The following is a 19437-nucleotide window of genomic DNA, read 5'->3' on the forward strand; positions in this document are numbered from 1 at the left end:
TTTTTCAAGATAAAGTCAAAACTGGTACGCTTTTGTTTCCACTTATTTTTTGATTATCTTTCAGTTTCTCGTTCTTTAGCTCACGATATCGATTTGTTCTTTTAATTCTTCGATTTTCGGAGACAATATATTGCGACGTTCTAATTCATGCACCATGAAGTTTACGGCTTTAAGCAGCTCTTTCCTTGTGATGATTCCTTTGAAAACCCGTTCTTCTGTGACAACCGGTAAAAAAGGCGAATCGACTAACAAATGGAGTACTTCTTCTAGTTCCCAATTTTCATCAATCGTCGGAACATCCGTTTCTGTTACATCAGCAACTGTTAGTCCTTCTAACGGATCCATGCTGATTGTTTGCAAGTCAATCATTTTATTGACCACATCTGACAAACTTACTAATCCTACAAAGTGATCATCTTTTCCTAATACAGGAATTTTGGAATAACCGACCTTCGATAAGACAAGTAAACCATGGGATAATGGATGATGATACATAACATTTGCCACATTTTCTGCAGGAATCAAAAACGTTTCCTGATTTTCCAGCAGCATTTCTCTTACTATAGGTCCAATCATCTGATGGCCTCCATTTCTATTTCATTCAACACTACTATTTTACCGAAACCGGATGCAAAATTCATAAAATAAAGCTTATTTTTATTAAAAATTAGAGTTTTTTTATTCAGCACTCTCTCGAAAAAGAAAAGGCCAACTCTTCAACTGCCTGATGGGCACGGTTATAGTATTGAACAGAAATTTGGTCACCTAAACTTTCAATAAGAGCATATGATGGAATTTGGATCGGCCCTCTAGGTTGAGAAATGCTTCCAGGATTTAAAAACAGGATTTTCTGATCCATCTCACAGCCTATTTGATGGGTATGACCAAAAAACACCATATCGGCATTTGCAGCTCGAGCTTCGATTGCTAACTGTGTCAAACCAAATCGTACATTCGATAAATGACCATGAGTCATGAATACTGTATCCTGACCAGTTTGGATCACTTTTTTCTGTTCGAATCCTGGTCCATAATCACAATTACCTTGAACCACTTGGAATGTATCCCATAATGGGTCAGAAGCTTCTAATTCCGAATCGCCACAATGGAAAAAGATATCCACTTCAGAACGATAGCGATTTACTAAGTCAACGAGGATATCTCTGTCTCCATGATTATCACTTACTACTAAATACCGCATCTATCTCTCTCCTTCCAGCCATTGTTTCCATTCAGCACTCAATTTTTTCATTGCTTGAGCCCGATGACTGATCTTGTTTTTTTCTTCGCTCGATAATTCTGCTGCTGTTTGTTTCTTACCTTCTGGGATAAATAAAGGATCATACCCAAAGCCATTTTCGCCAGATGGTATACGGGCTACTCGACCGGGCCATTCCGCTTCTACTACAAGGCTGTCTTTTTTGGGTGCCGCGAATACTAATGTACAATGGAATTGTGCTGTTCTTTTTTCATCCGGCACATCTGTCAATTCATATAATAATTTGGCGTTATTCCCCGCATCACTTTTTTGTTCCCCTGCAAAACGTGCAGAATAGATTCCTGGCATACCGCCTAACGCATCCACTTTCAAACCTGAATCATCTGCTAAGACTGGTTGATCAAGCAATTGTGCAATCGTTTCTGCTTTTAATCGGGCATTTTCTTCAAATGTGCTGCCAGTTTCTTCCACATCTGGCAATTCAGGATAGTCAAGTAATGTTTTTACATGATATCCCGCTTCTTTGAACATATTTCGAAACTCTTCTGCTTTTCCTGGATTTCTTGTCGCAATGATGATTGTTTTTGTTTCTTCTATCCGCTCATCATTTTGAGTAAATTCTGTTAGCAAAGCATGTTTTTGCTCTTTGATCAAATCTTCAATCGCGTTTTTTCCAAAAAAGAGCATTTCATTCAACTGTTCTCCATCAAACGTTGCTTCTTCTCCAGTTCCTTGAATCTCCACGAATTTTCCTGATTCTGTCATCACGAGATTCATATCTACAAGTGCTGCGGAATCTTCTTGGTAGTCCAAATCTGTCACGCAAGTCCCATCCGGTAAGATCCCTACGCTAACTGCAGCAAGATGCTCTTTGATTGGATCTTCTGACAATTCCTTTTCTCTTAAAAGCTTTTCAATTGCTAGTTTCAACGCGACGAATGCCCCAGTGATGCTAGCTGTTCTAGTTCCGCCATCCGCTTGGATCACGTCGCAGTCTATGATGATACTACGCTCTCCCAGCTTTTCCAAGTCTATTACTGCACGCAAGGAGCGACCAATAAGACGCTGGATTTCCATTGTTCTACCAGAAAGTTTTCCTTTGCTGCTTTCTCTACGATTTCTCGTACTCGTTGCTCGAGGTAGCATACTGTATTCAGCTGTTACCCACCCTGTTCCTGTTTCTCTCAAAAAGGGAGGTACAGAATCCTCTACTGTTGCAGAACAAATAACTGTTGTATCACCAAAACGGATCACAACCGATCCCTCTGGATATTTGAAAACATTTGTTTGAAGCTCCAGTTTACGAAGCTCTTGGGCTTTTCTCCCGTCATGACGCATCCTTATTTTCCTCCCAATTCAATATGATCTACATTTAGGTGTCCGATTCCAAGCCAGTCTTCGGCTATTTCTTGGAAAAGTTTAGCAGATCCTGTTGTATAAAACTGACATAATGTCCGTCCATTTTGCGGTGAATTGCTCAAATTGAAATAATCGAGTAGCATAGATACTTCACCTACTGTTTCTGCTCCAGAATCGATCAGTTGAACATTTTCCCCCACTACATTTTGAATGATGGGGCGTAATAACGGATAATGGGTGCATCCCAAAATCAATGTATCGATTTTTTTAGTCGTTAACGGAGCTAATGTTTCTGCCACGATTTTTTTTGCCACAGATGAATGGTATTCATTACTTTCGACAACTGAAACAAATTTGGGACAAGCAAGACTTGTCACAGTCAATTCTGGCACTTTCTCTTTCAATGCTTTTTCATAAGCTTGACTTTTTACCGTACCAATCGTACCGATAATGCCAACTTGTTTATTTTGTGTTTTTTTTACTGCCGCTCTTGTACCGGGAAGGATCACACCGATGACTGGAATAGAAAGAGCAGCTTTGATTTCTTCTAAGGCAACCGCAGTTGCGGTATTGCAGGCAATCACCAGCATCTTGATTCCTTGCTCCACCAGATAATCCGTCATTTCCCAAGTATACTGGATTACCTGTTCCGCAGGTCTAGGACCATACGGGCAGCGTGCTGTGTCTCCTACAAATAAAATATTTTCATTCGGTAATTGTTTCAGGGCTTCTTTTACTACAGTCAAGCCGCCGACACCTGAATCAATAAATCCGATAGGGCGATTATCTGTCAATCGTATCATCCTTTTTTTCAATAAATTCTATCCTCCCTATTGTGTACTTTTTAGCATGAATTTTCAAGTGCTCTCACTTGCTTAAAACAATCAAATTCGCTTTTTTTCGAATGGAAAGAGGAAAAGCGGTTGTGACTTTAGTTTGCCACAACCGCTAAAAGAATCATCTATTAATAACTGTACCGTCTCTTTTCCAAGTAACCGGAAAGCAGCGAAAGCGCGTAACACACCACGAAGTACATAAGTGTCATGATGATGAACATCGGAAGCACATAATTGGTATTCTGTCCATAAATAATACGTGCCTGATGAGAAAGTTCAGGTAAAGAAATGATTACTGCTAATGAAGTATCTTTGATCAGTGAAATCAATTGGCTCACAATTGCCGGGATCATTGATTTGAATGCTTGCGGCAAGACGATCGTCCGCATTGTTTCTACATAAGTCAGTCCTGTTGACAATCCTGCCTCCATCTGCCCTTTCGGAACAGCATTAAGTCCAGCTCGGAAAATTTCCGACAGCATAGCTGATTCAAAGATCGTCAATGCTGCAACAGCAGACCAGAAGATGTTCATCTGGATGCCAATCTGAGGCAAAGCAAAATAAGTGAAGAAAATGATCAATAATAATGGAAGATTTCGTATGATATCGATCATAATACCAAGGATTTTGGACAAGAAAGGGATATTCGCAAAACGAATCACACCTGTCAGACCACCAATCAAGAAACTGAAAATGATCGAAAACAATGAAACTTCAACAGTAACCTTTAATCCTTCCAATAAAAAACGGACATTCATCCATGAAAAAGCACCGCTAAAATCCATGTATTTCCCCTCCTTCTATGAACGAACCGCCCATTTTTTCTCAAGATAAACCATTAAGTAAGATAACGGCAGCGTGATAACTAAGTAAAATAACCCAACGATGATATACGTATCGAAGGTATTGAATGTTTCACTGGCAATCAAGTCTCCTTGATACATCAAATCCAAACCAGCTACGATTGCTAAAATAGACGAGTTTTTTACAAGATTGATAAATTGGTTGCCTAATGGCGGAATAACGATTTTGAATGCTTGGGGCAAAACAATATAACGCATAATTTCTGAATAGGTAAATCCAGAAGACAATCCTGCTTCTGTTTGGCCTTTTGGTACGGTTTGAATCCCTGAACGTACTGTTTCAGCAATAAAAGCGGATGTATAGATAGTCAAGCCAATCGTCCCTGCTTGGAATCCGTCTAGATTAAACCAATAAATCGGTACGACAACATAAAAAAACATCACGATAATCAATAATGGAATGTTTCTAAAAAATTCTACATATGCCTTTGCTAAGGCACTTACTACTTTATTCTTTGATAATTGGAAGATTGCCATCAACGTTCCGATAATCAAACTAAACACAAGTGCTAAGACACTCGAAAACAATGTGATCTTGAACCCGTCGACAAAGATTGGTCCATAAGTCTGTATCAATTCGCTCATTGCCTCTCCCCCTTACTCTACTTTTCCTTCAGTTTCGTTTGGAAACCATTTTTGATAGATTTTATCGTATGTGCCATCTGCATGCATTTCCTCTAGCGCTTGGTTAACAGCTTTCAAGAAGTTTTCTTGTCCTTTGTTGATCGCAATTCCATAAGGTTCATTAGTAAACGTTCCGCCGACTAATTCGTACTCTGGATTTTCATCTGCAATCCCTAACAAGATCGCATTATCCGTAGTCATTGCGTCTCCCTGGCCAGATTGTAAGGCAGTAAATGCTTCTGCATAATTTTCCAATTCCAGAATGTTTGCATCTGGTGCATGCTGTCGGATATTCGCAGCCGACGTAGAACCTTTGACTGCTAGAACTGTTGTAGTAGCATTCAAATCATCTACACTTTTGATTTGGCTTCCCTTCTTTACCAACAAAGCTTGGCCAGCATCGAAATAGACATCTGAAAAATCGACTTGTTTTTTTCGTTCATCTGTGATCGTCATCGTCGCAATAATCGCATCGATGTTTCCGTTTTTCAATAACGGGATCCGTGTTTTAGAAGTGACTTCAACAAATTCCGCTTTTCCATTCTCACCAAGGATCTTTTCAGTGATCGCTTTTGCAATATCTACATCAAATCCTTGTACGGTTCTGCTCTCAATATCCATCATTCCAAATAATCGAGTATCATATTTGACACCCCAGATGATTTCATTGGTAGATTTGCTTCGCTCTAAAATATCTTCATTTGCCAACCCATTTCCTTTACATCCGGCTAGTGCAAGAAAAGCAATGCCTAAAAGGAAAATCAGGCGTATTTTTTTAAACCTGCGCATCTTTTTCCTCCTATCAATGATTGATAACTTTACTGATAAATTGCTGTGCTCGGACTTCATTTGGATTTTCGAAAAAGTCTCTCACATTTCTGCTATCTTCCAATACTTCTCCGTCAGCCATGAAGATGACACGATCCGCAACTTCTTTGGCAAAGCCCATTTCATGCGTCACGACAATCATTGACATGCCGTCATGCGCCAATTTTTTCATGACGTCCAATACATCACCAATCATTTCCGGATCCAAAGCAGAAGTAGGTTCATCAAACAGCAGCATCTCAGGATTCATCGCTAAACCTCTGGCGATTGCCACCCGTTGCTGTTGTCCACCGGATAACATGGAAGGATAAGAATCTTTCTTATCTAACATATTGACAGTTTTCAGAAATTTCTCCGCGTTTTTGATTGCAGTTGCCTGGTCTTGCTTTAACACTTTGATTGGTGCTAATGTAATATTTTCCAGAACGGTTTTATTAGGATACAAATTGAAATGCTGGAAAACCATGCCGATATTCTTTCGGACTTCTGTCAATTTTGTCTTTTTATCATGCAAGTCAGTATCATTAATTAGTAGCTTGCCTGAAGAAATCGTCTCTAATCCATTGATACAGCGAAGCATCGTGCTCTTTCCTGAACCAGAAGGACCAATGACAACGACAACTTCTCCTTTCTCGAATTCGAGATTGATATTTTTTAATGCGTGGAACTTGCCATAATATTTATCCACGTGATCAAATTTAATCATTGCCATAGAATTACACTCCCATTATTATTTAGTAAGATTTCTTTTAAAGATGTATAATAAAATACATTATATCTGATAGTTTAGTAATTTGTAAAGTTTCTTAGAACGTTTATTCTCCCATAAATATTTCTTCCATTTCTAATCTATTAGTTATTTTATCCTCTTTCCTTGTTTTTTCCTTAGGAACTGTTGTTTCTTGTCAGGAAAAACGGTAAGATATTAAGTGCTCAGACTTACAAATCGTAAAGAGGTGTCTTTTTTGAAAAATATTATTTTAACGGGAGATCGACCAACTGGGAAGCTGCATTTAGGGCATTACGTCGGTTCTCTAAAAACCCGAGTGGCTATGCAAGCAGATGAAGACAACCAACTGTTTGTCATGATTGCTGACATGCAAGCCCTGACCGATAATGCTAAAAATCCTGAGAAGGTTTCATCAAATGTCTTGCAAGTTGCTTTAGACTATTTAGCCGTGGGATTAGATCCTGCAAAATCTACTTTATTTATCCAATCACAAATTCCGGAATTAGCTGAGTTAACCATGTATTATTTGAACTTAGTCAGCGTAGGACGCGTTCGACGCAATCCGACTGTCAAAACAGAAATCGAACAAAAGAAATTCGGTGAAAGCGTGCCTACAGGATTCTTTATCTATCCTGTTTCTCAAGCAGCAGATATCACTGCATTCAAAGCGAATCTCGTACCTGTTGGCGAGGATCAAAAACCAATGTTAGAGCAGACACAGGAAATCGTACAAAGCTTCAATCATACATATGGTGAAGTCTTGGTGGAACCAAAAGGCGTATTCCCACCAAAAGGAATGGGTAGGTTACCTGGAATCGATGGAAATGGCAAAATGAGCAAATCGTTAGGAAACGGTATTTATATCTCCGATCCTGCCGATGTCTTACAGAAAAAAGTCATGAGTATGTATACTGATCCAAACCACATCCATGTACAAGATCCTGGACAAGTAGAAGGGAATATGGTCTTCACCTACTTGGATGTATTCGGAACAGATAAAGAAGCAATTGAAGAAATGAAAGCTCATTACCGCCGCGGCGGACTTGGCGATGTAAAGATCAAACGATACCTCATTGATGTATTGGAAGCTGAATTTGCACCGATCCGCGCGCGCCGAGAAGAATTGGAAAAAGATCCTTCAGCTGTTATGGAAATCTTACGTAAAGGTAGTGAAGAAGCTGCTAAAGTAGCTGCACAAACACTTTCTGAAGTAAAATCAGCAATGGGGATCAATTACTTCCATTAATTCATTTACTCTAAAAAACAGGCTGAAAAGGCCTGTTTTTTTATCTCGTCTCTGTGCTATTCCTTTTTTAAAATCAAAAAAAGAGATGTGACAAACTTGTGTCACATCTCTTTTTCAAATGAATAGTCTTCAAAAGCTACTTGATCGTTACTTACTATATTTTCCCTCTTAGCGAATACTTGCCTCTAGGTTTTCTATCAACGCTTTTTCGACTTTTTCCATTGCTTTATTGATTTCTTCATCTGTCAATGTTGCTTCAGGATTGACGAATGTCAGACTATAAGCCATGGATTTATGTCCTTTTTCGATGTTTTCTCCTTGATAGACATCAAATAATTGGATATCTGTTAAAAATCTTCCAGCAGCAGAATGGATCACTTCTGTTAATTCCTGATTTGTCACAGTTTCTTTTACAAGCAAAGCGATATCCCGGCTGACTGCTGGGAATTTTGTCACTGCTTCAAAAACGATTCCTTTTTGGGCAGCTTCCACTACAGCAGATAAATCAAACTCAGCTACATATGTTTCTGGAATATCATAACTTTTGGCAGTTGTCGGATGCACTTGACCGACAAAACCGATAAATTGTTCGCCAAGATAAATTGCAGCTGTCCTACCAGGATGCATTTCTTTAATTTCTGTCACTGTTTGATAATGGATATCTTCAGTGATACCTAGTTGTTCAAATAAGTTTTCTAAAAGACCTTTGATGGTGAAAAAGTCTACATTTTGTGTTTTCGTCTGCCAATCTTTTTCTTCCCAAACACCAGAAATAGCGATTGCTGCATGTTTTACTTCTTGCGGCAGATGTGTGCGCGGATCATTTTCTTGGAAGAATACCCGACCAATTTCGTATAAAGCAATCTCTGTATTTTTTCGAGCAGTGTTATAACTGATATCATCTAATAGTCCGCTGATCAAATTCATTCGTAATACAGAACGTTCTTCGCTCATTGGCCAGTCCAAACGTGTAATATTACTTTCTTTTATAACAAACTGTCTTGATTTTTCTTCTGTTGTCAATGCATAACTGATTGCTTCGCTCAATCCGCTTCCTTCAAAGATTGTACGAATTTTACGAGTAGTTTCTTGTTCTTTTGACAAGCTTCCAGCAACCGTTTCTCCACTTGGAAGTGTAGATGGCAACTGGTCGTATCCATAAATACGAGCAACTTCTTCGATAATGTCTGCTTCGATTTGGATATCCCAACGTCTTGGTGGTACGACTACAGAATAAACATGATCCTTTTCTTCATAGCTAAATCCAAGTGCTTCAAAAATCTCATTTACTTCTTTAACGACAAGAGATGTTCCTAAATATTGATTGATGCGTTCAAGTGAAATCTTCACTGATACGTCTTCTGCTTTGATCTCTGAACCTTTGACCGCGCCTTGTAGAACTTCCCCACCCGCAAGAGAAACGATCATTGCTGCAGCAACCTCACTGGCTTCTCCAACAGTTGCATGGTTGATCCCTTTTTCAAAGCGTGCAGAAGATTCGCTACGCAAATTAAATTGTTTTGCTGTACGACGGATCGAAATCGGATCAAACAAAGCAGATTCCAGTGCCACTGTTGTTGTTTCATTCGTAATTTCTGAATCTAATCCACCCATGACACCAGCTAAAGCAACTGGTTCTTTGCCATTAGTGATGACAAGATTGTCAGTTGTCAATTCCCGAGATTCTCCATCTAACGTTACTAATGTCTCATTTTCTTTTGCATGACGGACAAGGATCTCGTTTGATTTCAATTTGTCGTAGTCAAATGCATGTAGTGGTTGTCCGAATAAAAGCAAAATATAGTTCGTCACATCTACTACATTGTTGATTGGGCGGATGCCTTCATTCATCAAAAGATTTTGCAGCCATTGAGGACTTGGTTGGATGTTTACTCCTTCAATAATGCGGATTTGATAGGCAGGAACGACTTCTTTATCTTCAACTGTCACTTGGATCTTATCGCTAGCAAGTTGTGATGATTCTACTAATTTCTCGTCATCAAATGTAGGCGTCTGACGATAGATTGCCCCAACTTCATAAGCTACGCCACGCATTGACAATGCATCTGCACGATTTGGTGTGATAGACAATTCAATGATCGAATCATCCATATCTAAATAAGGAAAAACTGGATCGCCATTTACAGCTTCTTTTGGCATATAATAGATACCTTCAGCGTATTCTTTCGGTATAACACTGTCTGAATAGCCAATTTCTTGTAACGAGCAAATCATGCCATTTGATACTTGACCACGCATTTTCCCTTTTTTGATCTTCACATTTCCAGCAATCCGTGAGTTAGGAAGCGCAACGATCACTTTGATTCCGACCTTCACATTAGGCGCTCCACAAACGATTTGAGACAATTCGTCTTCACCAATATCGACTTGACAAATAGAAAGGTGATCAGAATCTGGATGTGGTACACATTCCTTGACTTCACCGACAACGATTTTTTTCAAGCCTTCTTCTGGAACCGTGATTCCCTCGACTTCGATTCCTGTTACAGACATTTTATCCGCTAATTCTTTTGGTGTTACATTCGATAAATCCACATAACGATTAAGCCATTTATATGAAACTAACATCTTCTTACTCCCCCTTGAACTGACTTAAGAAACGTAAGTCATTTTGATAGAAATTACGGATATCATTCACTCCATACCGCAACATAGCTACGCGGTCTGGTCCAAGGCCGAAAGCAAAGCCTGAATATTCTTCTGGATTGATTCCTGACATCTTCAACACATTCGGGTGCACCATGCCAGCTCCTAAAATCTCGATCCAGCCAGTGTATTTACATACGTTACAACCGGCACCACCACATTTGAAACAGCTGACATCTACTTCTACTGATGGCTCCGTAAATGGGAAATAACTTGGACGCAAACGGATTTCACGTTCTTCCCCAAACATTTTTTTCATTACGACTTCTAATGTTCCTTTAAGGTCGCCCATCGTGATGTTTTTATCAACAACTAGCCCTTCAATTTGATGGAACTGATGGCTGTGGGTCGCATCATCTGTATCTCTGCGGAAAACTTTTCCTGGCGAGATCATTCGTAGAGCACCCTTAGAGAAATCATGCTTTTCCATTGTCCGTGCTTGGACTGGTGAAGTATGTGTCCGAATCAAGATCTCGTCTGAAATATAGAAAGTATCTTGCATGTCCCTTGCCGGATGGTCTTTTGGCAGGTTCATCCGTTCGAAATTGTAATGGTCAGACTCCACTTCGTAACCTTCTACGATCTGATACCCCATGCCTACAAAAATATCTTCAATTTCTTCCATGATTTGTGTCACGATATGACGTGTACCATGTTTTACTTTTCTACCAGGCAATGTCACGTCTACTGTTTCTTTTGCCAAAGCTGCATTTAACGCCTCTTCTTCTAATATTTGTTTTTTTCGCTCTATTTCTTCTGTCAAAAGGTCTCGGATCTCATTTGCGAAACTTCCAACTTTTGGACGTTCTTCTGGACTTAGATCTTTCATCCCACGCAATACTTCTGTGATCGGTCCTTTTTTTCCTAACGTTTCAACACGTATTTGATTTAATTCTTTTAAATCTTGTGCCGCCGTGATTTTGACGATTGTTTCTTCTTTCAAGCTCTCTAATTGTGCTTGTAAAGACATGTGCTTGTTCCTCCTTTATAATTCCAAATACAAAACAAAAAGACCTCATTCCTGTTAAGGAACGAGGTCTTCGCGTTACCATCCTAATTTGCGGATAAATAAACTTACACCGCACTCTTACTTCGTTAACGACAGATGCCGGTCTGATAATGATCAGACGAACTCGGAAAGTGAACTTCATTTTTCAAACACAGGACCTGTTTTCAGTCTGTGACAGATCTCCCTGAACTGGTTTAGCCAAACTACTCTTTTTCGTCATCGTTCTTTTACTTATTCGTATGGACTATAGTTTACAAGATTTTTTTTACAAAATCAACCGCATTCTTCCTCTGTGACCCATTTTTCACTCCAAACTTGTATTTGACGCATTGCTTTTTGCAAGTCTGCTCCTTTTTCAGTCAAGAGATATTCTGAACGGCTTTTTTCACTACAGGCAATGTTTCGAGTGACTATTCCTTCTTTTTCTAATTCCTTCAAGCGTTCGACCAATACCCGATCACTAACCATCGGGATTTTTGCCGCAAGCTCGACAAAGCGTTGCGGACCATTTTCGAGTAGTACATCGATAATCAATCCGTTCCATTTTTTTCCTAAAATAGAGAACGTTTTTTCAAATTTAGGACACAAAACGAATTCTGTCTGTGTTAGCTCCATCATACTCACCTCTTCCCAGAGTATAGCATAATCCTTACAAAACATAAGTCAAGTTTGCTCAATTATAATTATTTATTAATGTTTATGATTCGTTTCACTCGAAGTAAAATTAGGAAAACATTTTCTACAGGTTTATTCAGTGCTTCTGACATTGCTTGTTGGTAAAGTCTTAGCTGTCCTTGATATTTTTGGACGATCGCGTCTATTTCTGCTGGATCATCCGGATGTAAAATGAAATCTGTTTTAAAATCATAGATATGGAGATGATCTTTTTCTTCTAAGTATCCATCGACGATTCCGTGGATCAATAGCTCATCTTCCTGATTTGGATAGTCTTGAAATACTTCATCAGCAGAAAGCAGCATGGAAAAAGGTTGTTCCCGTTTTACGTTTTCTTTGTTGGCAATCAACTGTTGCCCAAGTTCTGTTTGAAAGAACCATATAATAGAAGAAACATCTACTTTTTTTGCGACCTTTTCGTCTATTAACCGTTTCTTTACTAATTCCTGCAACTTTTGATTGATGCTCTCTGTAGTTGGCATCTCTAATGGCAGCAATTGCAGTAAAGCATGGGTAGCTGTTCCAACAGCAGCTGCCGACACTTGCCGATCTTTTTGTAAAAATTTTGGTTCTGCTAGTTGTTCTTGCGTATAACGGAATTGACGAGATGCTGCCTTTGTTTGACTACTTTCCAGAGTCAAACGTGATTCTTGTGTATCATCTGGATCTTCGAATAATCGTTTGATCTCAGATACAGATTGATAACTTGTGGTTTGCGAAGAAGCCTGATAAGGATATTCATAGGCTAGACGTTTTTGTAACGAATCTGCTAATACAGTTTCCTCTTCTTTCATCTGCTGATCTAAGTTAACCAGTTCTTTTTCAGCAAGCACCTGTCTTTGTTCAATGATTGATTGCTGATTCATCCATGAAATGGAAAACTGTGCATTTGAATCTTGAAGGAGAGAAGTCGAAACTTCTTCCTCTAAGTATTTCTGCATTTCAGGATGACGGATCAATCCGTAACCAATCCAATTCATTAAGCTGCTTCTGCCCTTCAAACGTAGCGCAGGATCAAAAACCAACTCCTCATGATCAGCTGCTTCAGACCACGTTTGGATCATTTGCTCTTTATTTTTATAGGAACCGACAATGAAAAGCTTTTGTTCTGCCCGAGTCAATCCTACATACAATTTACGCATTTCTTCCGATAACAATTTGTTTTGCTTTGCCAATTTGATGGCTTGAAACGGTAACGTATCATACAATACCCGTGTTTCAGGATCCATATAGCGAATACCTACTCCAAGTTTTTCTTCAAAAGCATACCGATTGCGCAAGTCTTGTAAGTTGAATTCTTTCGTCATATCTAACAAAAATACAACTGGAAATTCCAAGCCTTTACTTGCATGGATCGTCATTACGCGAACAGCATTATCTTCTATTGAAATGACTGGTTCTGCTAAGTCTTTATCTTTTTCTTGCATTTTTTCAATGAAACGCACGAACTGATATAATCCTCTGAAAGAACTTTGCTCGTAAGCTTTGGCACGATCGACCAATGCATAAAGATTGGCTTGTCTCTGTGCCCCTGCTGGCAGACCGACCACATACTCTAGATATCCCGTCTCATAATAGATATCCCACAACAAGTCAGTGATCGAAGAACGGCGAGCAAGTTCTCGCCAATGATCTAGTTGTTTGCCAAAATGTTCCAGCTTAACCGCTAATTCATCTTCGTTTGATGCTTGATAAGCAAGCACAGCATCATAGTAAGTATGTGCACGGTCGGCTAATCGGATGCTGGCTAATTCTGGTTCAATCAAGCCCACGACTGGCGAACGCAATACAGCCGCAAGCGGAATATCTTGATAGGGATTGTCAATTAATTGTAGCAGCGAGATCATCGTGCGAATTTCTGTCGCTTGAAAATAATTTTGAGCATCATTCATCTCCAATGGAATATCCAATGTTTTGAAAATCTCTAAAATCGTTAAGTTGTTCTTCTTTGTAGGTGTCAAGAGAACAATGTCTCTGTACTCTATCGGACGACTTTTCTTTGATTTTTTATCATAAATCATAAAGGAAGAATCAATCAATTGACGAATCTTCAGTCCTGTCATAAAAAGCTCGCCTTCTGTTTTGTCTTCCAGTATATCGTCAGTGGGAATCTCGATCTCTGATTCTTCCTGTTCTTTTTCATAGATCATGATTTCTGGCTCAAACTGTTCATTCTCTGGAAAGTCTGAAAATCCCTGTATCAGTTTGGCTGCTTCGTCATAATTGATTTGACCCACTGCTGGATCCATTAGTTGTTCAAAGATAAGGTTCGTAAAAGAAAGGACTTCTTTTCTAGAGCGGAAGTTCTCAGCCAAAACGATCCGACGTCCGCCTTCTTTCTTTGAAAAATTCTCGTATTTCCCGATAAATAAACTAGGATCTGCTAAACGGAAAGAATAAATGGATTGTTTGACATCCCCAACCATAAACATATTTCCCTTTGTATCATCAGGTTCTCTTAGCCAGTATAAAATGGCTTCTTGTAATTGGTTCACGTCTTGATATTCATCTACCATTACTTCTTTGAATTTTTTTCGATAATGTTTTGAAGCTTCACTTGGCAGCCATGCATCTTTCGTTTTTTCTGTGAGAATCTGCAACGCTAGATGTTCCAGATCATTGAAATCCAACACACCTTTTTCCCGTTTACGCATACTGAAACCGTCCATAAAGCTTTGCGTGACTTTTGTCATTTCTTCGACTAACGGTAGTGCTTTTTCCGTTAATTCTTCCATTTGGCTTGGTGAAACAGGAAAGTAACTTTTACTTATCTGCTGAATCAGTTTTTTTGCTTTATCCCTCATGCCCTTGACTTCATTGGAGATTTCTTTCAATTCTGCTTTACGACTGCTCTTAAAAGTTGAAAAAGTCAGTTGTTCCAAACTAGCATAAGCTTCTTCTAACCGATCTTGCAAGAAAGCTTCATAGACATTTTTGATCTGCTGTTGTTCTCCAGCCACTTGCTCATGCATTTTTTCTAACCCTTCACCTTGTGCTAACTGAGTCATCTGTTCATATAATTGTACACATTGGTATATATCTGCCAAAACTAAAGGACGGATTTGTTCTTGATATAATCGAGATTTTGCTAGCCCCTCAGTCAAACGATAATTATTGCTTAACTGTTCTAGCCATTTTTGGGGGTCAGGGTTGGCACGGGCAAACTCATAAAGAGAAAACACCAGATTCGTCAAGCCGTCATCTGAACGATCATTAGAAAAATTCATTGTTAATTGGAAAAATCGTTCATCATTTTCTGCATAAAGTGCTTCTCTCAGCTCGTCCCATACATCCTCCTTCATCAAGATCGTTTCTGTTTCATCTGTTAACATGCGAAAGACCGGATCGATATCAATTAAGTAATAATAACGTCGAATAACTGTTAGACAAAAAGCATGTAAGGTTGAGATATTCGCTGTGGGCAATAAAACTAATTGCTTAGTAAAATGCTGTCTTCGTACAGGGTCGCTTTCGCTGTTGACCGCTTCTTGTAATGCCTCTTGAATTCTTTCTTTCATTTCTCTTGCGGCTGCTTCAGTAAATGTCACAATCAGTAATTCATCGATATCAAAACCCATTTTTAATTTTTCAATCACTCTTCGAACAAGCACTGTAGTTTTACCTGATCCGGCAGACGCAGAGACTAACAAATTATCTCCTTGATCGAAAATCGCCTGCCACTGATCATCTGTAAATCGTTCATTTTGCGGTTTTAAAGGAATTTGATTCACTCTTCTTCACTCCTTTTCAATATTCTGCGCAGTGCTTCTTCCTTATCCATTTTCTCCAGACGGTGGTAATTATTTTCTTTCAGCATCACATCAAACGTACAGATGCTTCTGAATGGACAAAATTCGCAGGCAATTCGCTGTTTATCTTTATAAGCTGGGTTCAGTTTGATTTCTCCGGAAGTGATTGCATCTCCAGCTAACCGCATATTTTCCCGATTATGCGACATGAACAGTTGCAGTTCTTCTTCCGTGAAAAATTTGTCTTTGCTGAAACTACCTTTTTGGTATTCATCTTTCGCATTTTTTTTCACTGGATAGATCAGTGATTGTTCTTTTGCTTCCAGTGAATGATCTAGTACTTCTAAAAGAGCGGGATCATCGACAAAAACGCCATCATAACTAAATTTTTTCAATGTATTCTTCTCTACATCATCTGTCTCCGTCAATACAGGATTATGAACATGTAAATAATATGATCCTGCTGGTTTAACAGCCGCCTTTCCAGTCAAACGTACCGCATCCATCAATGCTACGTCCAGATACGTCAATAATTGCATAGCCATGCCATAATAAGCTTCTGTGACATCGAATGAACGTCCACTAGATTTGTAATCAACGACGCTTAACCAAGTATCTTCTTGTTCAGAAGCTACATCGATCCGATCAATTTTTCCTCGAACGTGGAGTTTACCACCATTACTCAATGGTAATTCCAGACCTGTGATACCTTTTGCTCCAGCAATCTGGCCAAATAAGATCTCCGTCTGAAGAGGATGCATGCCCGTATTTTTGCTCTGTTTTTGCAAAGCCCATGCTACTTTTTGGATCGTCTGTCCTAACTGATAGCGGATATAGTTCATTCTTGCGGAACTATCCAATATCTCAAACCGAAGTTCTCCGAACACTTCTTGCAGCACTTTTTCAGTAAAGTCTTTACGCTGCGCATCGGTCATATTCACTAAGGATAATTGGTTTGAAAACAGTAGCTTGAAGAAACGATCCAATGATTCATGATAAAAATCACCTGTTGCTGCTGGAGTCAGACCATAAACAGTTCGTTCTTTCAATTTCAAACCAAATTGCATGAAGTATTTGTATTCACAATTATAAAAATTCTCCATACGTGAAATCGAAGTATAAATTTCTTTTCCATAAAGCTCTTCCGCCATTTTTTCTGGCATCGAAACAGGCACATTCAAATGTTCCTGACTTTCAAAGATTTGTAAAGCAAAATTGCGCCATGAGGAATTCAGTACTAATTCTTTGAGCTTTTGCCAATGTTTTGGTACAGGTTTTTTTTCATCTAAAGCTAATCGATAAATCCTATTGACTGTATTGATTCCGCTTCTATAAGTTCCTACATAACAATCAGGATCGCTTTCGATCGTCAAATGCTCTTTTCTCTCGACGGGAACTGATAAATATTCTGTGATTCTGCGCAAATAAGGAGACATCTTCAGTGAACCATCTGTGTCATAGCTTTGTGCATAGCTAAGATATAATCGATCCGTTCCGGAAAGAAAAACAAGGTAGGCTTGGAAAGGCTCAAAAGAGATACTTTCTTTTGATGGGTCGAATAAAAACTGTCCATCTGGCAAAGCTTGATTTAATACTTCTCGTTCTTCACTGGACAACAATCCTTTTGTTTCTTTACGGTCTGGAAACACTTGATCATTCAAACCTAATGCAAAAGTGACGGCAGCTTGATTCGGTCGAACTAATTCCAAACGGTTGATTCGCACTTGGTCGATTGCGGTAGGGATTTTACCATAACTTAGATTTTCTAGACCACTCGTAATGATTTCTTGGAACAGTGACCAGTCAAAAGCCGATTCACCATAAATGACTACATATTCATCCAGCAGATCAATCAGCGCTCCCCATGTCTGCTCATGGTTTCTTGCCGCTTCTAAGTTTCCTCTGTCTACTTCCTGATTACGCCAAAACAATAATTGTTGCTGTACACCACTTTGAATCAAAAATTGATAAAAAACATTTGCGGCCGCTTGTCCTGTTTTGCTTTTCTTTATTTTTTTAAAAAATGCAGGTACAGATTTCTGAAATAATCGTCTAATCGTATTTGACTGTTCTTCCAGATACTGTACGTCTTCAATCTGTTCTGCTTCAAAATCATACGCTACAAACTGCCAGTCTTTTTCACGCGTCCAGTAAGTGCCTTGATAATTATAAGCAAGTGCAACATTTTCTGTAATGTCCAATTTTTTCCTGAATTCATCTCGTTCTTGTTTCCATTCATCCAGTTCGGTTTCTGTTTCCATCGATAGGAACAATTCCGTCTTGAAAAAACGCATAATATCACTTAGTCGATAAGAATAACGGTCAAGAGCGAACAGACTGTTGATCCATTCAATCAGCGGATGATTTTCCATCATTTGTTCTTCATCAATATAAAATGGAATCGCCATTTCTTGAAAGATTGGTCGAAGAATATTTCCATATAAGGACATATTTTTTGTCAGTACTTGGATATCACGATAACGGTAGTTTTCTTCACTGACTAGCCGTCTGATTTCAACAGCTAACTGTCGGACTTCCTCAGTTGGATTTTCAGCTTCCCACAAATGGAGAGCCTCTTGTTCCCCTAATTTGTGGACGGTTGCTTTCTTTTGGCTGGAAGTCTCTTCCCACATCGTTTGCAGCAACTGAAGCTCTGTCGGACGATTCTGCTCTGGCGCAAAACGATCTACTAATATAGGAACTTTCCGTTCTCTCGCACTTTGAAAAAGACGGAAATAAAGCTTTCCAGTCTCATGAAAGAGCGTAAGTACTTCTGGAAGATCCGCTGTATAAGGACGATCCAACAATAAATCGACAACTAATTGCCCCTTTTCCATCATTGCCTGCAGTAATTGATACTCTTGCCCATTGATTCGGGAAAAACCGCTGACGATAAATTTGACGTTGGTGAAATCTTGTGTCTGCATATAATTTGCTAGTATAGCCAGTGCATCTTCATTTGATAGTGTACGTTCGGTCAATTCGCTGTCATAAGCTGAAAAAATCAGCTTCAAGTCTTTCATTTTAAGTTGCTGGTCTTCTGCATTCGGTGAATCACCAAATAAAAGCATCAAATCTTCTGGTTGAATATTCCCTGTGCGCAATTCACTATAGAGTTCTTGCAATTGGCGAATAAATCCTCTTTTATTGATTTCTCCGCGAAAGATCGTTAATTCTTCCTCATGTTTTTCTAAAATCTGTCGCAAGATCATCGCAGATCCGGATTCTGATAATTCATTTCCTGTAAGAAGGGTTGTCTGTTGCAGCAAATACCAAGCCAGACGGTAAAAACTGAATACTTGAACATTTGTTGTGCTGAAAGCTTTTTTCCCGCTTCTTCTTCGCATCTCCGCTAAAATTTCTTGTTCCTGTTCGAATTTGCTGTAATTGGGAACAAGGAAAAATACTTGGTTGCTTGCATCTTGGTCGAGCCAAGCTGACGCTTCGTCGATCAAGACTTGACGGTGATCTTTTTTCCCGTTTCCAAGAATAAATTGTAAAGACATGCTTTTCCTCCTTCAACACATGATACGGTGCTTCTTTATTATATCAAAAAATACTGAACATTTGTTCTATATTCTTCAAATTATATACTTTTATTGTTCTGATATTTCTATCTTTTTTGAGTATAC

The 19437-nt window shown here is 39.0% G+C and carries 14 protein-coding genes; 1 reads left to right on the forward strand and 13 read right to left on the reverse strand.

Features of this window, described 5'->3' with window-relative positions; translation table 11 throughout:
* Positions 1 to 75: 75 nt before the first annotated feature.
* The 8 genes from cbpB to ESP02_RS08655 form a co-directional block, all read right to left on the reverse strand.
* A complete protein-coding gene (cbpB, locus tag ESP02_RS08620) occupies positions 76 to 576 on the reverse strand; it encodes a cyclic-di-AMP-binding protein CbpB (protein WP_002309404.1) in 501 nt (166 codons plus the stop codon).
* 106 nt (positions 577 to 682) lie between these two features.
* Positions 683 to 1201, reverse strand: coding sequence for a metallophosphoesterase (locus tag ESP02_RS08625; protein ID WP_038398884.1), 519 nt, complete (start codon positions 1199 to 1201; stop codon positions 683 to 685).
* A complete protein-coding gene (gene rph, locus ESP02_RS08630) occupies positions 1202 to 2557 on the reverse strand; it encodes a ribonuclease PH (protein ID WP_044147014.1) in 1356 nt (451 codons plus the stop codon). It abuts the gene before it with no gap.
* 2 nt (positions 2558 to 2559) lie between these two features.
* Positions 2560 to 3381: a glutamate racemase gene (gene racE, locus ESP02_RS08635; RefSeq protein WP_002315102.1), complete on the reverse strand. Its 822-nt coding sequence runs from the start codon at positions 3379 to 3381 to the stop codon at positions 2560 to 2562.
* Between the two features lie 161 nt (positions 3382 to 3542).
* The gene (locus ESP02_RS08640; RefSeq protein ID WP_038398881.1) at positions 3543 to 4199 is read right to left on the reverse strand and encodes an amino acid ABC transporter permease; all 657 of its coding nucleotides are present in this window, start codon (positions 4197 to 4199) and stop codon (positions 3543 to 3545) included.
* Between the two features lie 15 nt (positions 4200 to 4214).
* Entirely contained in the window at positions 4215 to 4862 is a 648-nt protein-coding gene (locus tag ESP02_RS08645; RefSeq protein ID WP_002288038.1) for an amino acid ABC transporter permease, read from the reverse strand.
* 12 nt (positions 4863 to 4874) lie between these two features.
* A complete protein-coding gene (locus ESP02_RS08650; RefSeq protein ID WP_038398880.1) occupies positions 4875 to 5690 on the reverse strand; it encodes a transporter substrate-binding domain-containing protein in 816 nt (271 codons plus the stop codon).
* Between the two features lie 13 nt (positions 5691 to 5703).
* Positions 5704 to 6441 carry an amino acid ABC transporter ATP-binding protein gene (locus ESP02_RS08655; RefSeq protein WP_038398879.1) on the reverse strand — a complete coding sequence of 246 codons (738 nt, stop codon included), beginning with the start codon at positions 6439 to 6441 and terminating at the stop codon, positions 5704 to 5706.
* A 253-nt stretch (positions 6442 to 6694) separates the two neighbouring features.
* Between ESP02_RS08655 and trpS the strand changes: the two genes are divergently transcribed.
* Entirely contained in the window at positions 6695 to 7705 is a 1011-nt protein-coding gene (trpS, locus tag ESP02_RS08660; RefSeq protein WP_002288045.1) for a tryptophan--tRNA ligase, read from the forward strand.
* Positions 7706 to 7873: 168 nt separating this feature from the next.
* Here the strand turns inward: trpS and pheT are convergent, their stop codons facing one another.
* The 5 genes from pheT to ESP02_RS08685 form a co-directional block, all read right to left on the reverse strand.
* Positions 7874 to 10294 (reverse strand): phenylalanine--tRNA ligase subunit beta, encoded by a 2421-nt coding sequence (gene pheT, locus ESP02_RS08665; protein ID WP_038398878.1) that lies wholly within the window; start codon positions 10292 to 10294, stop codon positions 7874 to 7876.
* Between the two features lie 4 nt (positions 10295 to 10298).
* Complete coding sequence (gene pheS, locus ESP02_RS08670; RefSeq protein WP_038398877.1) at positions 10299 to 11342, reverse strand: phenylalanine--tRNA ligase subunit alpha; 1044 nt, start codon at positions 11340 to 11342, stop codon at positions 10299 to 10301.
* 312 nt (positions 11343 to 11654) lie between these two features.
* The gene (locus ESP02_RS08675; protein ID WP_002292948.1) at positions 11655 to 11996 is read right to left on the reverse strand and encodes a helix-turn-helix domain-containing protein; all 342 of its coding nucleotides are present in this window, start codon (positions 11994 to 11996) and stop codon (positions 11655 to 11657) included.
* A 68-nt stretch (positions 11997 to 12064) separates the two neighbouring features.
* A complete protein-coding gene (addA, locus tag ESP02_RS08680) occupies positions 12065 to 15787 on the reverse strand; it encodes a helicase-exonuclease AddAB subunit AddA (protein ID WP_038398876.1) in 3723 nt (1240 codons plus the stop codon).
* Complete coding sequence (locus ESP02_RS08685; RefSeq protein WP_038398875.1) at positions 15784 to 19311, reverse strand: PD-(D/E)XK nuclease family protein; 3528 nt, start codon at positions 19309 to 19311, stop codon at positions 15784 to 15786. The genes addA and ESP02_RS08685 overlap by 4 nt, the downstream gene beginning before the upstream one ends.
* Positions 19312 to 19437 lie beyond the last annotated feature (126 nt).

Source organism: Enterococcus sp. NBRC 3427, assembly GCF_007996925.1.
Classification (GTDB): domain Bacteria; phylum Bacillota; class Bacilli; order Lactobacillales; family Enterococcaceae; genus Enterococcus_B; species Enterococcus_B lactis.